General features: G+C 73.0%; 19 protein-coding genes. 9 read left to right on the top strand and 10 right to left on the bottom strand.

Annotated features, from left to right (window positions below):
* Positions 1-130: 130 nt before the first annotated feature.
* The 7 genes from ACBI99_RS30885 to prcB all read right to left on the bottom strand — a co-directional run bounded on the left by ACBI99_RS30885 (position 131) and on the right by prcB (position 6,266).
* Positions 131-481 carry a hypothetical protein gene (locus tag ACBI99_RS30885; protein ID WP_375074109.1) on the bottom strand — a complete coding sequence of 117 codons (351 nt, stop codon included), beginning with the start codon at positions 479-481 and terminating at the stop codon, positions 131-133.
* Positions 482-538: 57 nt separating this feature from the next.
* Positions 539-1,378 (bottom strand): FKBP-type peptidyl-prolyl cis-trans isomerase, encoded by an 840-nt coding sequence (locus ACBI99_RS30890; RefSeq protein ID WP_357586834.1) that lies wholly within the window; start codon positions 1,376-1,378, stop codon positions 539-541.
* A 112-nt stretch (positions 1,379-1,490) separates the two neighbouring features.
* Positions 1,491-2,423 (bottom strand): FKBP-type peptidyl-prolyl cis-trans isomerase, encoded by a 933-nt coding sequence (locus ACBI99_RS30895; RefSeq protein ID WP_219519184.1) that lies wholly within the window; start codon positions 2,421-2,423, stop codon positions 1,491-1,493.
* Between the two features lie 75 nt (positions 2,424-2,498).
* Complete coding sequence (gene pafA, locus ACBI99_RS30900; protein WP_219519189.1) at positions 2,499-3,857, bottom strand: Pup--protein ligase; 1,359 nt, start codon at positions 3,855-3,857, stop codon at positions 2,499-2,501.
* Positions 3,858-3,963: 106 nt separating this feature from the next.
* A complete protein-coding gene (locus ACBI99_RS30905; protein WP_308126257.1) occupies positions 3,964-4,482 on the bottom strand; it encodes a hypothetical protein in 519 nt (172 codons plus the stop codon).
* A gap of 80 nt (positions 4,483-4,562) precedes the next feature.
* Positions 4,563-5,396, bottom strand: coding sequence for a proteasome subunit alpha (gene prcA / locus ACBI99_RS30910; protein ID WP_357586874.1), 834 nt, complete (start codon positions 5,394-5,396; stop codon positions 4,563-4,565).
* A 21-nt stretch (positions 5,397-5,417) separates the two neighbouring features.
* Positions 5,418-6,266 (bottom strand): proteasome subunit beta, encoded by an 849-nt coding sequence (gene prcB, locus ACBI99_RS30915; protein WP_219517427.1) that lies wholly within the window; start codon positions 6,264-6,266, stop codon positions 5,418-5,420.
* Positions 6,267-6,461: 195 nt separating this feature from the next.
* On the opposite strand from prcB, the gene ACBI99_RS30920 reads away from it, so the two are divergent.
* Positions 6,462-7,826 (top strand): extracellular solute-binding protein, encoded by a 1,365-nt coding sequence (locus ACBI99_RS30920; RefSeq protein ID WP_375074110.1) that lies wholly within the window; start codon positions 6,462-6,464, stop codon positions 7,824-7,826.
* A 126-nt stretch (positions 7,827-7,952) separates the two neighbouring features.
* Entirely contained in the window at positions 7,953-9,005 is a 1,053-nt protein-coding gene (locus ACBI99_RS30925; protein ID WP_375074111.1) for a DNA polymerase IV, read from the top strand.
* Between the two features lie 92 nt (positions 9,006-9,097).
* Here ACBI99_RS30925 and ACBI99_RS30930 read toward each other — a convergent pair whose 3' ends face one another.
* On the bottom strand, positions 9,098-9,307 hold the full coding sequence (locus tag ACBI99_RS30930) for a ubiquitin-like protein Pup (protein ID WP_049570363.1): 210 nt from the start codon (positions 9,305-9,307) through the stop codon (positions 9,098-9,100).
* Positions 9,308-9,456: 149 nt separating this feature from the next.
* On the opposite strand from ACBI99_RS30930, the gene ACBI99_RS30935 reads away from it, so the two are divergent.
* Entirely contained in the window at positions 9,457-9,861 is a 405-nt protein-coding gene (locus ACBI99_RS30935; protein ID WP_219517430.1) for a hypothetical protein, read from the top strand.
* 11 nt (positions 9,862-9,872) lie between these two features.
* Here ACBI99_RS30935 and ACBI99_RS30940 read toward each other — a convergent pair whose 3' ends face one another.
* Complete coding sequence (locus ACBI99_RS30940) at positions 9,873-10,112, bottom strand: LuxR C-terminal-related transcriptional regulator (RefSeq protein ID WP_219517431.1); 240 nt, start codon at positions 10,110-10,112, stop codon at positions 9,873-9,875.
* Between the two features lie 127 nt (positions 10,113-10,239).
* Positions 10,240-12,111 (bottom strand): BTAD domain-containing putative transcriptional regulator, encoded by a 1,872-nt coding sequence (locus ACBI99_RS30945; RefSeq protein ID WP_375074112.1) that lies wholly within the window; start codon positions 12,109-12,111, stop codon positions 10,240-10,242.
* A gap of 253 nt (positions 12,112-12,364) precedes the next feature.
* On the opposite strand from ACBI99_RS30945, the gene ACBI99_RS30950 reads away from it, so the two are divergent.
* From ACBI99_RS30950 to ACBI99_RS30975, 6 genes are read left to right on the top strand one after another with little or no spacing between them, the layout of a single operon-like run.
* A complete protein-coding gene (locus tag ACBI99_RS30950; RefSeq protein WP_219517433.1) occupies positions 12,365-13,306 on the top strand; it encodes an ABC transporter ATP-binding protein in 942 nt (313 codons plus the stop codon).
* A 5-nt stretch (positions 13,307-13,311) separates the two neighbouring features.
* Positions 13,312-14,124 (top strand): ABC transporter permease, encoded by an 813-nt coding sequence (locus ACBI99_RS30955; protein WP_219517434.1) that lies wholly within the window; start codon positions 13,312-13,314, stop codon positions 14,122-14,124.
* A gap of 22 nt (positions 14,125-14,146) precedes the next feature.
* Positions 14,147-15,280: a YcaO-like family protein gene (locus ACBI99_RS30960; RefSeq protein WP_357586824.1), complete on the top strand. Its 1,134-nt coding sequence runs from the start codon at positions 14,147-14,149 to the stop codon at positions 15,278-15,280.
* Positions 15,280-16,641, top strand: a complete 1,362-nt coding sequence (locus tag ACBI99_RS30965; protein WP_375074113.1) for a TfuA-like protein — start codon at positions 15,280-15,282, stop codon at positions 16,639-16,641. The genes ACBI99_RS30960 and ACBI99_RS30965 overlap by 1 nt, the downstream gene beginning before the upstream one ends.
* Positions 16,638-17,861 (top strand): cytochrome P450, encoded by a 1,224-nt coding sequence (locus ACBI99_RS30970; protein ID WP_375074114.1) that lies wholly within the window; start codon positions 16,638-16,640, stop codon positions 17,859-17,861. Before ACBI99_RS30965 ends, ACBI99_RS30970 begins: the two co-directional genes overlap by 4 nt.
* Positions 17,858-18,883 (top strand): methyltransferase, encoded by a 1,026-nt coding sequence (locus tag ACBI99_RS30975; protein WP_375074115.1) that lies wholly within the window; start codon positions 17,858-17,860, stop codon positions 18,881-18,883. Before ACBI99_RS30970 ends, ACBI99_RS30975 begins: the two co-directional genes overlap by 4 nt.
* Positions 18,884-19,034 lie beyond the last annotated feature (151 nt).

Raw genomic sequence — 19,034 nt, forward strand, 5'->3', positions numbered from 1 at the left:
CGCGATCTCCAAATACAACGCCCGCGGACCCGCCATCGACCGGACCACCTACAAAGCCACCATCAGCATCAACATGCTCCGGGCCAGCCCTTGACGCCACGACCCCAGCCCTAACTGAACGGCGTTGAGTCTAGAGCTCCCGTCCGGCCCGCCGGATCGTGCAGGCCCGGCTCGGCACCCGCTCGGACGACCCGTACGCCCGCCAGCACCCGCCCTTCCTGATCACGAAGATCGACACCCCTTCCGGCACCCCGTACGAGCGGCGCACGGCCTCGGCGTTGCGCAGCAGCCGCGCCGCGACCGCGCGGCCCTGGCGCACGCCGGAGGCGGCGGCGTGCACCCACGCCCACCCGGTGTCGCCGCCCACCACGCACGGCCGCACCTTCGCGCACAGCTGCGCCGGCTCCGCCCCCGACGCGGCGGGCGCCACCCCCGCCACCAGCGCTCCGGCGGTCACGATCACGGTCAGGAATCTGATCATGACGCCCATTGCAACGGCATCACCACCCGGAAGCAAGCCTCACGCGTACGCGTCCCGTCAGTAGACCGCCAGGACGTCCATCACGTAGACCAGGGTCTCGCCCGGTCCGACGCCGAGGGGCGGATGGCCGCTCGCGCCGTAGCCGTCGGCGGGCGGCACGATCATGAGCACCCTGCTCCCGGCCGGGACGCCGAGCAGGGCATGGTCCCAGCCGGCGATGACGCCGCCGTCGCCCACGGTGAAGGCCGCCGGGCGTCCGGCCCGCCACGTCGAGCCGACGGACCGCCCGCCGTCCCAGGCCACGCCCTCGTACTGGGCCACCAGCAGCCGCCCGGCGCTCGCGGCGGGCCCGCCGCCCCGGCTGAGCACCACGGCGGCGAACCGGCCCGGCGGCGGCCCCTGGGGCAGCCTCAGCACCGGCCGGGCGCCGCCGCTCACCCGGACCCCGTGCAGCTCCCCGCCGCCGGCGTCCAGGGACGCCCCGGCCGCGTGCCTGCCGAGCAGGTCGGCCACGTACACGGGGGCGGCGGGCTGATCGCGCGGCGGGGTGACGAGCAGGCGGCTGCCGACACGGTGGCCGGGCAGGGCGGCGGCCAGCGCGGGCGGCACGACGGCCGTGGGGGCGCCGCGGGCGAAGGTGGAGTCTGCGGTCCGGGCCGCGCCGCCGGCCCGCACGTGCGCGGCGTAGTGGACGACGGCCAGGTCGTCCGGCCCGATCTCCGGGCCGTCGCCCTCCAGGACCACCCGGACGGCGGGATCGGCGGCCTCCGGCGCCAGGACCACCGTGGGGCGGGCCCCGAAGGGCCCCGTCACCTCAGGAGCCGCAGCGTTGCAGGCGGCGGTGCAGGCGAGGGTGCAGGCGAGGGGCAGCAGCACCGCGAGGGCGCGTCGGCGCATCGGAGCCTCCCGGACGCGAACGGGCCCGGCGGCATGGTGCCACCGGGCCCGGCGATGCTACCGCGCGCGCCGCGTCCGCCGACGGGCCTCTCGGGATCCCGTACGGCGCCGGTCAGTAGGCGGCGAGCACGTCCACGACGAACACCAGCGTGCTGTTGGCCGGGATGCCCTGCTGCTCCTGGGCTCCGTAGCCGAGGTCCGGCGGGATGCTCATCACGACGCGGCTGCCGACCGGCACGCCGGCCAGGCCCTTCTGCCAGCCCTGGATGACGTTCGACAGCGGGAACGCGGCGGGCTCGCCCCGGCCCCAGCTGGAGTCGAACTCCTTGTCGGTGCCCCAGATCTTGCCCGTGTAGTGGACGGTGAGCGTCTGGGTCGGCTGCACCTTGGCGCCGGTGCCCTCGATCAGCGTCTTGACCACGAGCTCCTTGGACGGCTTGGCGTCCGTCTTGGTGGTGAGCACGGGCGCCTTGTCGCCGCCGGGGCTCTCCACCTTGACGCCCTTGAGGCTGTCGCCGGTCTCCTTGCCGGTGGCGGCGGCCAGCGGCTTGGGCGGCGTGCCGACGACGTCGAGCACGAAGACCTTCGTCGGCTGGGCCGGCTGGGCGTTCTGCTGCTGGGCCTCGGAGTCGCTGGCCATGACGGCGAGCAGCCGGCCGCCGTGCTTGACCTTGGTGAAGCCGTCACGCAGCACCTGCGGGAGCTGCTCGTTGACCGGGATGGTCTCGGGCGCCTTGGTGTCGTAGGAGGAGCCCTGGAAGGCGTTCTCCTTGCCGTCCCAGTTGTAGACGGTGAGGTTGACGATGAGCTGGTCACCGGTCTTGACGGCCGGGCCGGTGCCTGCCGTGACGACCTCGTAGGAGGACTTCGTGGCGGGCTTGCCGGAGGGGAAGGTCACCGTGGGCTTGGCGCCCACCTGTCCGGTGACCTTCACCCCCGCGGAGCCGGCGCCGGTGGTGGCCGTGGTGGCGGTCGGTTCGGAACCGCACGCGGCGGCGAACAAGATCAAAGGCACGGCGGCCAGAGCGGCCAGAGCGCGGCGCATGGATTTCCCTCGGAAAAGACGTCAGGTTCGCGTCACCCTATCCGACATCCCGGTAGGGCCGAGGTAAACCACCCGCTACATTCCCGCGATGAGCTTGTCCACCCGCTCGTCGACACTGCGGAACGGGTCCTTGCACAGAACCGTGCGCTGCGCCTGGTCGTTGAGCTTGAGGTGCACCCAGTCGACGGTGAAGTCGCGCCGCTTCTCCTGCGCCTTGCGGATGAACTCGCCGCGCAGCCGCGCCCTGGTCGTCTGCGGCGGCACCGACTTGGCTTCGAAGATCTTCAGGTCGGAGGCCACCCGCTCCACCGAGCCGCGCCGCTGCAGCAGGTAGAACAGGCCGCGCTTGCGGTGGACGTCGTGGTAGGCCAGGTCGAGCTGCGCCACCCGGGGCGACGACAGCGGCAGGTCGTACTTCTTGCGGTAGCGCTCGATGAGCTGGTATTTGGTCACCCAGTCGATCTCCCGCGACACCAGGTCGAGGTTGCCGGTCTCGACGGCGCGCAGCGTGCGCTCCCACAGCTCCAGGACCCGGCGGGCGATGGCGTCGCCGCCGCGCCGCTCGACGAAGTCCTTCGCCTTCGACAGGTATTCCTCCTGAATCTCCAGGCTGGACGCCTCGCGCCCGTTGGCCAGCCGCACCCGGCGGCGGCCGGTCATGTCGTGGGAGACCTCGCGGATGGCGCGGATCGGGTTCTCCAGCGACAGGTCGCGCATCACGGTGCCGGCCTCGATCATGCGCAGCACCAGGTCGGTGGCGCCGACCTTGAGCAGCATCGTGGTCTCGCTCATGTTGGAGTCGCCGACGATGACGTGCAGGCGGCGGAACCGCTCGGCGTCGGCGTGCGGCTCGTCACGGGTGTTGATGATCGGCCGGCTGCGGGTGGTGGCGCTGGAGACGCCCTCCCAGATGTGCTCGGCGCGCTGCGACACGCAGTAAACAGCGCCGCGCGGCGTCTGCAGCACCTTGCCGGCGCCGCAGATGATCTGCCGCGTCACCAGGAACGGGATGAGCACGTCGGCCAGCCGGCCGAACTCGCCGTGCCTGCCGACCAGGTAGTTCTCGTGACAGCCGTAGGAGTTGCCGGCCGAGTCGGTGTTGTTCTTGAACAGGTAGATGTCACCCGCGATGCCCTCCTCGCGCAGCCGCTTCTCGGCGTCGACGAGGAGTCCCTCGAGGATGCGCTCGCCGGCCTTGTCGTGGGTGACGAGCTCGATGACGTTGTCACACTCGGGTGTTGCGTATTCAGGATGGCTGCCCACGTCGAGGTAGAGGCGTGCGCCGTTGCGGAGGAAGACGTTGCTCGATCGGCCCCAGGACACGACCCGCCGGAACAGGTAGCGCGCGACCTCGTCCGGCGACAGCCTGCGCTGCCCCCGGAACGTGCAGGTCACGCCGTACTCGTTCTCCAGCCCGAAGATGCGACGATCCATCACCTCACACTATGCCCACGGATGGTCCGGCGGGAGAGATCTCCACGGTGTTTTCCCCGCGCGGGGTGCGGCGCGGCCCGCCCCCGCGAGGCCGCGCGCCCGTCCGTCAGGGGGTGAAGATCTCCTGGACCTTGACGATCTTGCCCTGGTGGACGGTGATGAGGGCGGGGCGCTCGTAGCGCTTGGCGCGCTTGATCAGGTCGGCGCGGGAGCAGCGCTTGGCGCCGAGGCCCCTGCGGTCGACGGTCAGCTTGGTCATCGCCGAGCCGCAGCCGACGGCCGACAGGAAGACGACGTTCCCGGCGATCGGCGAGGCGTAGGCGGTCACGTCGCCCTCCGGCGGGCCGACGAAGCGGCCCTCGGTGACGCCGCCCTTCTTCCACCGGATCGGCTCGTACTCGGCCACGCTGCCGCGCACGTGGGTGATCCAGCCGCGCAGGATGCCGTTGTGGCGTGAGCGGATGCGCTTGGTGAAGTCGTGCCCCGGGTCGGCCTGGAACGTCGTGCCGAAGATCTTGGGGGTCTTGTACTTCGGGTAGGCGGCGGCGTCGGCCGCGACTCCGGAGGACAGGACCACGGCCGCGGCGGCGGCGCCCGCGACGAGGCTGCGCTGAAGAATCTTCACGGACTCTACGACGGCCGATCTTGGCCGCGAGTTCGGCCGGAATGATGTGAGACAGATCACATCATTCCGGCCGGATGAGGTTAGAGCGGCGAGGAGCCGTCGTCGACGTCGCCGTCAGGGCCGGTGGGCGGCGGCTTCTCGCCGGAGGCCGCGTCACCGGAGGTCGCGTCGCCGGGGCCGGTCGCCGGGGCGGCGGATGCCTCGGGGGCGGCGGGGGTCTCCGGAGCGGCCGACGCGGCGGACACCAGGCGCTCCAGCCGCTGCCCGGTCAGGCGCAGGAACTTGCGGTGCTCGCGGTTGCGGTCGAGCACCGCCACCTCGAGCTGGCCGATCGGCGGGCGCTCGCCGCCCGGCTCGGTCAGCGCCGTCAGCGCCACCTCCAGCGCCTCCGACAGCGTCATGGCCTCGCGGTAGCGCTCCTTGAGCCGCGTCGCGACCGCCTCGGCCTGGCCGCCCATGGCCGCGAAGCCGTGCTCGTCGAAGACCGAGCCGTCGAACGTCAGCCGGTAGATGGCGTCGCCGTCAGGGCTGTCGCCGACCTCGGCGACCACGACCTCCACCTCCAGCGACTTGATCGACTCGGTGAAGATGCGGCCCAGGTTGGAGGCGTAGAGGTTGGCCAGGCCGCGGCCGGTCACGTCGGAGCGGTCGTAGGTGTAGCCGTTGATGTCGGCGTAGCGGATGCCGCCGAGCCGCAGCTCCTCGAACTCGTTGTAGCGGCCGACGGCGGCGAACCCGATGCGGTCGTAAATCTCGCTGATCTTGTGCAGCGCCCGCGACGGGTTGGGCGCCACGAACAGGATGCCGTCGACGTACTGGAGCACGACGACGGAGCGGCCCCGCGCGATCCCCTTGCGCGCGTAGTCCGCCTTGTCCCGCATGATCTGCTCAGGGGACGCATATCCGAAAGGCATGGACACGTGGGGTGATCCTTTCTAGCGCAGCGGGGCGATGGGGCCGTCGGGCGAGATCAGGCGGGCTTCGAGCATCTGCTCGACGTAACCGGACACCTGCTGGTCGGTCAGCCGCCGGAACCCGTCGGCGTCGATCACCGACACGATCGGCCAGATCTTCCGCGTGACGTCGGGACCCCCGGTCGCCGAGTCGTCGTCGGCCGCGTCGTAGAGCGCCTGGATCAGCGTCATCACCATGTCGTCGGCCGAGGCGCCGTCGCGGTAGAGCTTCTTCAGCGAGCCCCGCGCGAAGATCGAGCCCGACCCGATGGCGTCGAAGCGGTCACGCTCGTAAGGGCCGCCCGCCACGTCGTAGCTGAAGATCCGCCCGGCGTCGCGCGCCGGGTCGTAGGCGGCGAACAACGGCACCACCACCAGCCCCTGCATGGCCATGCCCAGGTTGCCGCGGATCATCGCGGCCAGCCGGTTGGCCTTGCCGGCCACCGACAGCGTGCGGCCTTCCAGCTTCTCGTAGTGCTCCAGCTCCACGCGGTAGAGGCGGGCCATCTCGATGCCGGTGCTGGCGGTGCCGGCGATGCCCATGCACGAGTAGTCGTCGGTCCGGAACACCTTCTCCACGTCACGCTGCGAGATGACGTTGCCGGACGTCGCGCGCCGGTCGCCGGCCATCACCACGCCTCCGGCGAAGGTGGCGGCGACGATCGTGGTCGCATGCGGAACCTGGTCACCGATCGGCGTGGCCAGAACCTCATCCCGGTGCGGCAGCAGAGCGGGCGCGTAGGTGCCGACGAACTCGGTGAACGAAGAGCTCCCGGTGTTGTCGAAAAGGCGGTTCGTCAAGCCGGCGGGCAGATCCCTGTGCGATGCCACGCGACTCCCTCCCAAATCATGGCCCAATGAGCATGGCCCAAAATCATGGTCCTAGGCCGACCCTACTGTTGTTGCGTCGTTGTCTGCACTTCCCACGATCAGCTCACGGCGAACCGTTCACCAGATCGTTTCTTTACGCGTCCTGACGCCCGTGCGATTGTCGGTATGTCCGCACGTCCCGGACGGGAGGCCGACATGCGATTCCCCAGCCGACCTGCGACGATCGCGGCCATCGCGGCCCTGGCGCTCGGCTCGTGCGGGACCGGGGAGCCCGCGGGCGGCGGCACCGTCACCCTCACCATCGCGGCCAACGCCATCTCCGGAGGCAAGAACTCCGAGACCGCCGACTGGATCAAAGGCTGGGTCATCCCCGAGTTCGAGCGGACGCATCGCGACGTCAAGGTGCTCTTCCGGCCCAGCGGCGTCGACGACGAGCACTACAAGACCAAGCTCGCGCTCGACCTCAAGGCCAAGGGCGGGGCCGACGTCATCGACCTCGACGGCATCTGGGTCGGCGAGTTCGCCCAGGCGGGCTACGTCAGGCCGCTGGCCGAGGTCGGCGGCCCGGGCGTCGAGTCGTGGGAGGGCTGGTCGCGGATCCCGCAGGCGGTGCAGGGGCTCGGCATCTTCGACGGCAGGAAGTACGGCCTGCCGCAGGGCACCGACGGCCGCGTCCTGTTCTACAACAAGGCGCTGTTCAGGAAGGCCGGGCTGCCCGAGGAGTGGAGCCCGGCGAGCTGGCAGGACATCATCGACGCGGGCGTGAAGCTGAAGGCGTCCGGCGTGCCCGTCCCGATCCAGATCAACGCGGGCACGGCGATGGGCGAGGCCACCACCATGCAGGGCGTGCTCCCGCTGCTCGCGGGGGCCGGGGCGGAGATCTACAGCCAGGACAAGTGGACCGGCGCCTCCCGGGCGCTGAAGGACGTGCTCGGCTTCTACCAGCGTGTCTACGGCGGCGGCCTCGGCGACCCCAGGCTCCAGCAGGAGGCCAAGGGCCGCGACAAGTCGTTCACCGCCTTCGCCGGGGGCGAGATCGCCATCCTGGCCGAGGGCGACTACTTCTGGCGCTCGGTCATCGAGCCCACCGCCGGGGTCGCCCCGATGAAGGACCGCGACCAGGTCGTCGGCTACACCCGCATCCCGGCCAGGGAGCCGGGCGCGGGCATCCGGGGGCAGGACCACGTGAGCATGTCCGGCGGGGCCGTGCGGGTGCTCAACCCGTTCTCCGCGAACCCGCGCCTGGCCTGGGAGCTGCTGGCCTTCATGCACTCGGCCGAGGCCACCAAGGCGCAGGCGGCCGGTCAGGCGCGCATCAGCTCGCGCACCGACGTCAACGACGAGGTGCTGGCCGACGACCCGATGCTGCGTTACGTCGCCGAGGAGGTGCTGCCGATCACCGCCTACCGGCCCGGCCTGGCCGTCTATCCGCAGGTGTCGGCGCTGCTCCAGGAGGCCACGGCGGCGGTGGTCGCCGGGAGGAGCGTCGAGGAGGCCGCCGCCGGCTACGAGGCGAAGCTGGCGGAACTGGTCGGCGGCGCGGCCCGCGTCGCCCACTGACACGGCGACACGAGGAGCGCGGCGCCGCACGCCTGACCAGGCGATACCGGACACGCCTGACCAGGCGGTATCGGACACGCCTGACCAGGCGGTATCGGACACGCCTGACCAGGCGATACTGGATCCATGAGGGACTGGATCCTGCACCTCGACCTCGACCAGTTCATCGCGGCCGTCGAGTTGCAGCGCCACCCCGAGCTCCGCGGCAGGCCGGTCGTCGTCGGCGGCGACGGCGACCCGACCCGCCCGCGCACGGTCGCCGCGACCGCCACCTACGAGGCCCGCGAGCACGGCGTCCACTCCGGCATGCCGCTGCGCACCGCGCTGCGCCGCTGCCCCGAGGCCGTCGTCCTGCCCAGTGACCCGCCCGCCTACGAGGCGGCCAGCGCCCGCGTCATGGCCGTGCTGCGCGACTTCCCCGTCGCCGTGGAGGTGTGGGGCTGGGACGAGGCGTTCCTCGGCGCCCGCACCGGCGATCCGGAGGCACTGGCCACCGCCATCAGGCTGGCCGTGCGCGAGCGGACCGGGCTGGACTGCTCGATCGGCATCGGCGACAACAAACATCAGGCCAAGCTCGCGTCGGCGTTCGCCAAACCGGCCGGGGTGCACCGCCTCACCAGTGAGCTCTGGGAGGAGACCATGCACCACCGCCCCACCGACGCGCTGTGGGGCATCGGGGCGCGTACCGCCAGGAAGCTCGCCGCCCTCGGCATCCGCACGGTCGCCGAGCTCGCCGCCGCAGACCCGGCGGAGCTGGCCGCCAGGTTCGGGCCGACGAACGGGCCGTGGCTGCGTTACCTCGCGCTCGGCAAGGGCGAGGCGGAGGTCGTCACCACCCCGTGGGTCGCCCGCGGCCACAGCCGCGAGACCACCTTCCCCCGCGACCTCACCGACGAGAGCGCCATCGCCGACGTGGTCCGCGCTCTCACCGCCCAGGTCGCCGCCGACGCCCGCGAGGCCGGCCGCACGATCACCCGCGTCACCGTCAAGGTGCGCTTCGCCCCGTTCGTCACCAGGACCCGCCAAACCACGCTGGCCGCACCGGCCACCGACGACGCCGCGCTCACCGAAGCCGCCCTCGCCGCGCTCGGGCGCTTCGACCTCACCCGTCCCATCCGCCTCGTCGGGGTCGCCGCCGACTACGCGATGCCGGCCGGCCAGAAGGCCCCGCGCCGGTGAGCGGGCCGGTGGCCGGAGCGGGCGCGCTCCGGCCACCGGCCCGCAGGGACCGTCTCCCCTCTGCTTCCGCGCCGTCTGCGGGCCGCGACGCCTTACTCGCCGCCCTTCTGCACGTAAGACCGGACGAATTCCTCCGCGTTCTCCTCGAGCACCTCGTCGATCTCGTCGAGGATGGAGTCGACGTCGTCGGTGAGCTTCTCCTGCCGCTCCTGGACGTCGGGTGCCGCCGTCGCCTCGGTCTCCTCGACCTCGGACTCGCGCCGGCCGGTCTGCTTCTGCCCACCGGTGTCCTTGCTCGCCATGTCCTACCTCCACGTCGGGGGACTGCCTCTAGCCATATCTTCCCCGAACCGGGCCACAATGCGCGCTCTTCCCCCCGCGATCTTGCGAACTTGACTGGATAGCGACACTATCCAATACTGGGAGAGAGACGAGCACCACGGAGGTTCCGATGTCCCCAGCGTCACTGAGCACGGCAGGCGTGCTCCTCATCACGGTCCCGACCATCGCCTTCGGCGGCGTGTCGCTGCTGAGCTTCCTCATGCGCGGCGTCCCCGGATACCTGGACAACCCGGTCCGCCGCGGCCTGTGGCGCGCCGGCCACGCGCACGCCGGCGTCCTGGTGCTGTTCAGCCTGGTGGCAATGCTGTACGTGGACCAGGCCGACCTGTCCGACGGCTGGAAGACGCTGGTGCGGGTGTCGATCGTGGCCGCGCCGATCCTGATGCCGCTCGGCTTCTTCCTGTCGGTGGCGCGCCCCTCCGACACCAGGCCCAACCGGCTGATCGCCCTGACGTTCGCGGGCGGCGCGTCGCTCGCCGTGGGGACGCTGACCCTCGGCGTCGGCCTGGTATGAGCCTGGGCGCCTCAGGCGGTGCCGGGAGGCCAGATCCCCACGTCCAGGAGCCGGTGGGCGTAGGAGTAGGCGACGAGCTGGCTGCGGTTGCTGCAGGCGAACCGGTCGAGGAGCTTGCCGATCCGCTCCGCCACGGTGTAGCGGCTGAGGTTCATCTCCCGCGCGATCCTCGCCGTCGTGTACCCCTTGGCCAGCATGACGATCAGTCCGGTGTCGCGGTCGTTGAGCAGGTCGCCGGAAGCGAGGTCCATTGGCCGTCCCAGTTCGAATCACCTTGACCGGAGACTTTCCCCGGCGGAAAGCACCCGTGAAAGCACGCTAGAAGAAGGCGCTTAAGCATCGGTATGGCGTGAGCATGCGGCCGCTTATCAGCACAGGTCACCAGCGGCCCCCGGCAGCCGGCCGGCGCGGGCCCGCGCCCTGGAGGATGTCCTCGTAGACCTCCTTCAGCACCGGGCTCGGATCGATCCCGAGATCGGCGGCCAGATGCCGGCGGACGGTCTCGAACTGGGCCAGCGCCTCCGGGGCCCGCCCGCAGCCCGCCAGCGCCCGCATCCGGGCCGCGACCAGCCGCTCGCGCGCCGGGAAGAACGGCACCAGCTCGTCGAGCCGGTTCAGCACCTCGACGTGGCCGCCGCGGTCGAGTTCGAGCTCCGCCCAGTCCTCGTTGATCGTGAGGTGGAGCTCGGTGAGCCTGGCCACCACGTCGTCGAGCAGCGCGACGCCGGTGAACTCCTCCAGCGGCCGGCCCCGCCACAGCCGGATGGCGTCGTCGAGCAGCTCCGAGGCCGCGTCGGCGGCGCCCCTGCGGCGCATCTCCCGGCCCGCCCCGGCCAGCTGGCGGAACCTGAGCAGGTCCAGCTCGCCCGCCGCCGCGTCCAGCCGGTACCCCCAGCCCTGGTGGGAGATCCGGTCGCCGATCCTGCGCCGCAGCATCGAGACGTACACCTGGAGGTTCTTGCGCGCCGTGGGGGGCGGCCGGTCGCCCCACAGCGCGTCCAGCAGGTGGCCGGTGGGGACCACGTGGTTGGGGTGCGACAGCAGGATCGCGGCCAGCAGCCGGGCCTTGCGGGCGCTGATGTGCGCGATCGCGCCGTCGACGCGCACCTCCAGCGGGCCCAGCACGCGGGCGTCCAGCGCGGGCCGCGCCTCCTGGCTCCCGCCCTCACGCCCGCCGTCGCGTCCGGCGCGGGCGGTGCCGAGGGCGAGGAACCCGGCCAGGTCGATCGGCGGCGGGCTCTGGCCGGCCGACTGGCGGTGCAGCGCCCGCACCATCGACAGCGCGGCGATGGTGACGTCGTCGACGCCCGCCTTCGTCTCGAACCACCGCCAGTCACCGTCGGGGTTGACCTCCAGGAAGACCGGCCCGTCGGCCGTCAGCAGGAAGTCGAACGCGCCGTAGCGCAGCCCCCAGTGCCCGGCGAGCCGGTGCACCGCCCCGGCCACCGCCTCGGGCGTGGCCGCCGAGGTGACCGTGACCGACTCCGGGTCGCACCAGATCGCCTCCGGAGACGGTTTGCCGACGCGGAACGACTGGATCTCCCCGTCGAGGTAGTAGACGCGCAGCTCGGCGACGTGCTCGACGTACTCCTGGACGATCATCGGCGCGTCGCGCCGGTCCAGCCGGCCCGCCTCGGCGGCCTCGACGATCTCGGGGAAGACGCCGTGCAGCGTGCCCGGCTCCGCCTCGACGAAGTGCTGGTCGAGGGCCTTGACGACGACCCGGCCGCCCGGCAGCTCGGCGACGGCCGCGCCGGGGTCGGTGGTGACGATCGTGCGCGGCGTGCGGACTCCCAGGCGGGCGGCGTCGTCGAGCTGGACCAGCCGCCCCGGGTCGGCGCCCGCGGGCAGCCGGACGGCCGAGCGCGCCGACAGCTGGCGGACGAGCGCGTACCAGGAGTCGGCCCTGAACACCGAGGCCGGCGAGCCGTTCGCGCCCGGGATGGCGCGCGGCGAGAAGTGCCGCACCCAGGTGACGGTGGGCCTGATGCGGCGGCCGTCGAGCGTGGGGGCGCCGTCGTCCAGGCGCGCGGTGACGCCCAGGCCCGCCAGCGACCCGGCGTCGACACGGACGCTGGGCACGCCGAGCGTGCGCAGGCCGCGCTGGAGCACGGTGAACTCCGGCAGCCCGGCGCGGCCGACGAGGACCACGCACGGCAGGACGGCCGCGCTGTCGGCGCCCTCCGGAAGCTGCCACGACGCGCCGGTCCGGCCGCGCGGCATGCGGAGGGTGTAGGGGTCGCCGCTCACCGGCGTCCTCCCGCCGCCCGGCTCGGGAACGGTCCGCTTCGGCCCGGCCACAGGTCATGCCGGGCGTGGCCGGCGAACGCGTTCATGAGGCGATGGTCATCTCGCGGCGGTGGGCGCACAACGGCCGCCTCTGCCGATCGGCAGAGGGGGAGGCTGCCAATCCGTTAGCCCACGTTTGTGGGGTTGTGCCATGCGCTGATCACAGGCCCATACTCGACCTGCAACGACATCTCCAGCGGACAGAGGGTGGGCCGTGCCGGGCGACGTGGTGACTGCGGCAGGACTGACCAAACGCTACAGACGCGCCGAGCGGCCCGCGGTCGACGGCGTCTCGTTCGAGATCGACCGCGGCGAGACCATCGGGCTCCTGGGACCTAACGGCGCCGGCAAGACGACACTGATCAAGATGATCTGCGGGGTGACGGCCCCGACCTCGGGCGAGGTGCGGGTGTTCGACGCCGACCCGGTGCGCCAGCCGGTCGCCGCCAAGAGCGGCATCGGGGCGATGCACCAGTCCGGGCCGTTCGACATGATGCTGCCCGCGCTCGACAACCTGCGCATCGCCGCCCGCTTCCGGGGGCTGCGCTGGCGGCAGGTGCGCCCGTGGGCGCTGGAGCTGGCCGAGTTCCTCAACCTGACCGAGGCGCTGCAGCGGTTCGCCTTCCAGCTCTCGGGCGGGCAGCGGCAGCGGCTCCAGCTCGTCCGGGCGCTGCTCACGATCCCCCGGCTGCTCATCCTGGACGAGCCGTCGGCGGGGCTGGACGTGGCGGGGCGGCGCGACATCGAGCGTTTCGTGACCTGGCTGCGGGAGGAGCACGGCGTGACCGTGCTGTGGACCAGCCACCACATCGACGAGCTGGAGCGCAACGCCCAGCGCGTCCTGGTGATCAACCGGGGCAAGGTGGTGCGCTTCGCCAAGCCGCGCGAGCTGGTGGAGGAGTTCGGCACCACCCACCTGGTGGTGTCGGTCGACGACCCGGAGGCAGGCCGGATCGTGGCCGGGTGGGCGAACGCCGCCCGGCTGACGGCCACCGCCGAGGAGTCCGAGGTCCGCATCCACGGCGCCAAGGTGCAGGAGGTGCTGCCGGAGCTGTCGCGCTACTGCCACGACCACGGCGTGGCGATCACCGGCGTCTCCACCGTCGCGGACTCGCTGGAGCAGGTCTTCCTCCGCATGACCGAGAACGAGGGATGAGGCGCATGGCGGCCAAGCTGACGTTCGTCAACACTCCCCCGACCGGCATCCCGAAGGCGGCCGAGCTGTCGGCGGTGCTCTACCGCGAGTACGCGCTGCTGGCCCGCAACCGGGTCTACCTGATCATGGGCCTGGCCCCGATGCTGATCTACCTGCTGCTGGTCAACACGTCGCTGAGCAACCTCATGCAGGTCGTCGTGTACGAGGGCGTCGAGGTGCCGTTCGCGGTGTTCCTGCTGCCGATGACGCTGGCGATGGCGGTGGTCAGCGCGGCCGGGACGTCCGGCATGGCGCTGTTCCAGGAGGAGATGAGCGGGGTGTCGACCCAGCTGTGGTCCTACCCGCTGCGCCGCTCCCGCTTCCTCGTCGGCAAGGTGATCGCCGGGGTGTCGCTGGTGCTGCTCCAGGCCCTGCTGGCGCTCGGCCTCGCGGTCGTCGTCTTCGACCTGCCGTTCGGCGTCGAGGCGTGGGCGGGGCTGCTGGCGGCGCTGGCGATGTCCGCGGTGGCCTTCAACGGGCTCTACCTGGCGGCGGCCATCCTCATCACCGACTACCAGGCGTTCATGCTGCTGTCGAACATCTCGATCCCGGTGCTCATCTTCAGCGCCCCGTCGCTCTACACCGTCGACAGCATGCCCACGGTGCTGCAGTGGGTGGCGGCGGTCAACCCGCTCACGTACGGGATCAACGGGATGCGCGACGCGGCCGTGTTCGGGTTCGCCGAGGTGTGGCAGGACCTGCTCGTCCTGGCGGTCCTGGCGGTCGTCAGCTACACGGTCGGCGGGCGCGCGCTGCTCAACCGCGCCCGCAACATCTGATCTGGCACTCAGGCAGGGGACGATGCGCACAGACGACTCCGACCAGGTGAAGCTCCGGCTGCCCGGCACCGACCGGGCCCGCGACCCGGCCGCCACGTACGCGATGGCGCGGCGCGCGGCCCGGCTCGTCGGGATCACCCGGGTCGCGGACATCACCAGGCTCGACACCATCGGCATCCCGACGTTCCAGGCGATCCGCCCGGCCTCCAGGACGCTCGCGGTGTCCCAGGGCAAGGGCGTCACGCCGGAGCTGGCCCGGGTGTCGGCGATGATGGAGGGCATCGAGCTGTGGCACGCCGAGCAGCCGATGACGCCGGTCCTCCAGGCGCCGCCGCGCGAGGTGGCCGACCGGCTGCCCTACGACGTGCGCGCCCTGCCCGCCGCGCCCGCCTCGCTCCTGCACGACGGGCTGCCGGTCGACTGGGTCACGGCCACGTCGCTGGCCGACGGCTCGCGCGCGCTGGTGCCCCGGGAGTGCGTCGAGTTCTCGCTCGTGCGCAGGACCGGCTGGACCGCTCCCGCGTTCCTGTCCTCGACCAACGGCCTGGCCAGCGGCAACACCGTGACCGAGGCCGTGCTGCACGCCCTGTACGAGGTGATCGAGCGTGACGCCGTCACCGCGGCGCTCGCCTCAGGCGGCAGGGGCGCGCTCGCCGACCCGGCCACGCTCGGATCGCCGGTCGTCGACGGCCTGTGCGAGGCCATGGCCCGCGCCCGCGTCGCCCTGGAGGTCAGGTCCGTGCCGTCGCCGACCGGGCTGCCGTGCTTCCTCGCGCGGATCACCTGCGACGACTACCCGCCGGCGTTCATGGGGTTCGGCTGCCATCTCAGCTCCGAGATCGCGCTGACCAGGGCGATCACCGAGGCGGCGCAGGCCAGGCTCGGCTACGTGTCGGGCGCGCGGGACGACCTGCTGCCCGGCACGCACGACGCCGCGCTCGGACGCGGGCCGCTCCCCCGGCCCGCCGGCGGCGCCGCGATCCGGGGGCAGACGGCGCACGAGAGCCTGCTCGACGACCTGCGCGAGGTGGTCAAGCGGGCCGCCGAGGCGTTCTCCTGCGTCCCGCTCGTCGCCGACCTGACCCGGGAGGAGATCGGCGTCCCCGTGGTCAGGGTGGTGGCTCCCGGCAGCCGCATCACACCGGAGGTGCTGTAGTGAGCCCGTCCAGGACGCTGGTCTACGCCGGGCCGACGATCTCCCCCGAGGAGGTCCTCGCCGCGGCCCCGCACGCCGAGGTCCGCCCGCCGGTGGCGCGCGGCGACCTGCACCGGGAGGAGTGGCGCCGGGGCGACACCGCCGTGCTCATCGACGGCTACTACCGCGAGCGGCTGTCGGTGGGGCACAAGGAGATCCTCTGGCTGCTCGACGCGGGCGTGCGGGTCGTCGGCGCGGCGAGCATGGGCGCGCTGCGGGCCGCCGAGCTGGGCCCGTTCGGCATGACGGGCGTCGGCGAGGTCCACGGCATGTACGCCTCGGGGGAGGTCGACGGCGACGACGAGGTGGCGGTGCTGCACGGGCCCGCCGAGCGCGGCTACCCGCCCGTCACGGTGGCGCTGGTCAACCTGCGCCACGGCTGCCGGGAGGGGGCCCGTACCGGGCTCGTCCCGGCGGAGGCGGGCGAGCGGATCGTCGCGGCCGCCAAGGCCAGGCCGTTCACGCACCGCTCCTGGGAGGAGCTGGAGCGGGCGGTGGACCCGGGCGACCGGGAGGCGCTGGGCACGCTCCGGCGCAAGATCGCCGGCGGCGAGTGGGACGTCAAACGGCTGGACGCGCTGGCGGCGCTGCGCCGGCCCGCCGAGCCGCCCGCCGAGCCGCCCGCCGAGCCGCCCGCCGAGCCGACGGTCCGCTGGGCGGCCGAGTCTGCGCTGACGGGCGTCACCCACTACGAGGCGCTGGCCTGGCGGTCGCGGCGGGAGTACGCGCCCGGCAGGTGGATGACGGACCTCGACGTGCTGAGCGCGGCCCGCCTGTACGCCGACGACTACCCGGACGTGCACGAGGAGGTGCTGACCGGCCTGCTCGCGGGCTTCGCCGCCGAGCGGGGGCTCACGACCGGCGCGTACGCGCGGGCACGGCTCGGCGGCGCCACGAGCGAGGGAGAGAACGGCGGCGGCGAGGGCCCGCTGCCCGGCAACCTGGCCTCCTGGCTGACCGAGGCCGAGCGCGACACGCTGAGCGCCGAGGAACGGCTCACGCTGGTGATGGTGCGGGTGTGGCCCGTCTGGCAGTCGGAGGACTGGCGGCCCGCCGTGCTGGAGCGGATCCGGCGCTCGCCGCGCTGGCCGGAGTGGTGCGACCTGGTCGCCCGCGCCGACGACGCCGCCGAGCGCACCCGCGGCAAGCTGGCCGTGCCCGCCCCCGCGATCGCCGGGACCGTCTTCTCCCGCCGCTGGAACCGGCCGGGCACCGGCGCCCGGATCGAGCTGGCCCGGCGCGGCTTCCTCGACATGGAGGACCTGGGCGTGGCTGCCAGGAGGTTCTTCGCGCTGGACGTACGCGGGGCCGGAGGGCGATGAGCGCGACCACGCCGGACCTGGAGGCCGACCCGTCCGCGCCCGAGCACCGCGCCGACCCGCACCCGCTGCTGCGCGACATGCGGGAGCGGGCCCCCGCCTGCCGCCGCCGGTGCCCGTCCACCGGGCGGGTGCTGTGGTACGTGACCCGGTACGCCGACGTGCAGCGCGTGCTCCTCGACCCCGCCCTGGGGCGCCAGCTCGACCGGCTGCCGCCCGAGGCCGCCGCGTTCCACCGCCGCTTCGAGCACGACCCGCTGGCGATGGTGCGGCGCAACGTGTTCAACCTCGACCCGCCCGACCACACGCGGCTGCGGCGGCTGATCGCGCCCGCGTTCGGCCCCCGTACCGTGACGGCGCTGGAGCGGCGCGTCCACGCCGTGGTCGGCGAGCTGATCGGCGCGATGGCGGCGGGCGGCCCCGAGGCCGACGTGATCGAGGCGCTGGCGCTGCCGCTGCCGCTGCGCGTCGTCGCCGAGCTGATCGGCTTCCCGCTCGACGACCTGGACCGGCTGCGCGGGTGGAGCGACGACATGCTGCGCAGCCGCGACGTGACGCGGGTGCGCCGCGCCGGGGTCGCGTTCGTCGCCTACGCGAGCGCGAAGCTCGCCGAGCGGCGCGCGCGGCCGGGCGACGACCTGCTGTCGCGGCTGGCCACCTCGCCCGAGCTGAGCCGCGCCGAGCTGGTCTCCAGCGTGTTCCAGCTGCTGCTGGCGGGCGACGAGACGACGGTCAACCTCATCGGCAACGCCGTGCTCGAACTCCTGCGCCACCCCGGCCAGCTCCGGCGGCTGCGGGAGCGGCCCGAGCTGATCGACTCCGCCGTGGAGGAGGCGCTGCGCTACAACGGCCCCGTCGGGCACTCCCGGCCGCTGTACGCGCTGACCGGCACCGAGATCGGCGGCGTGCCCGTCGCGTGCGGCGACGTCGTCGTGCCGGTGCTGCTGGCCGCCAACCGGGACCCGGCGGTGTTCGACAGGCCCGACACGTTCGACATCGGCCGCACCCCGAACCGGCACCTCGGCTTCGGCCACGGCAGCCACTTCTGCCTCGGCGCGACGCTGGCCAGGATCCAGGCGCGGGCCGCCGTCGGCGCGCTGGTGCGCCGCTTCCCCGGCCTCACGCTGGCGGCCGACCCGGCCCGCCTGGAATGGACGCCGGAGCTGTTCCTGCACGGCGTGCGCCGCCTGCCCGTACTGCTGAAGGAAGGAGCCGGCGCGTGACGGACGAGTGGGCGGACTACGCGTACCTGTCGCGGACGGCGTTCGGCTACGCCGGCTCGCAGATCCTCTACAGCGCCGTCCGGCTGGGCCTGCCGGACGCGCTCGCCGGCGGCCCGCTGCCGGTCGAGAAGCTGGCGGGCGCCGTGGGAGCCGACCCGGCGGCGCTGAGGCGGCTGGCGCGGGCGCTGGTGGTGCTCGGCGTGCTCCGCGAGACGGCGCCGGGGCAGCTCGCGCTGGCCGAGCTCGGCCGGCCGCTGTGCGCCGGCCATCCCCGGTCGATGCGCTCCAGCGTGCTGCTGTTCGGCGACCCGGCCGTCTGGAGCGCCTGGGGCGCGCTCAGCGACAGCGTGCTGACCGGCGAGCCGGCCTTCGACCGGGTGCACGGCCGGCCGCTGTTCGACCACCTCGCCGGCGACGCCGGGCTGTCGCGGATCTTCAACACGGCGATGCGCGAGGGCACCGGGCACCTGGCCGCCGAGGTGCCCCGCGCCGTCGGCTGCGGCGGCGCCCGCGTGGTCGTCGACGTCGGCGGCGGGGACGGCACGCTGCTGGCGGCGGTCCTCGCGGCCGTGCCGGGCGCGCGCGGCGTCCTGTACGACACCGCCGAGGGCGGGGCGGGGGCCGCGGAGACCTTCCGGCGGGCGGGGGTCGCCGATCGGTGCGCGGTCGAGGCCGGCGACTTCTTCGCGCGCGTGCCCGGCGGCGACCTCCTGCTGCTCAAGGGCATCCTGCACGACTGGGACGACCGGCGCTGCGCCACGCTGCTGCGCCGCTGCCGCGAGGCGATCGACCCGGGCGGGCGGCTGCTGGTGGTCGAGCCGGTGCTGCCCGGGCGGCTGGACGCGCCGGACGCGGCCGGGGCCGTCATGAGCGACATCGCGATGCTCGTCTACACCGGCGGCCGGGAGCGCGACCGGGCCGGGTTCGAGGAACTGCTGGCCGGAGCCGGGTTCGCGCTGGAGGGCGTGAGCGCGCCGCTCGGCGGCACCGCGATCCGGGTGCTGTCCGCCGCACCGGTCTGAGCCCGCGAGCCGTCCGACTGGCCGGATCACGGGGAGTCATGAGTACTTCCCACTGGCGGGCGCCCGCCTTGAGTAATCCCGCTGCTCTGGCGGTCCGGCCCGGCGCGGAGCATAGTGTGCCGGTCGAGCAGGCGCGCCCGAACTCGGAATG

It is taken from the genome of Nonomuraea sp. ATR24 (assembly GCF_041950485.1).
In the GTDB taxonomy this organism is placed as follows: domain Bacteria; phylum Actinomycetota; class Actinomycetes; order Streptosporangiales; family Streptosporangiaceae; genus Nonomuraea; species Nonomuraea ceibae.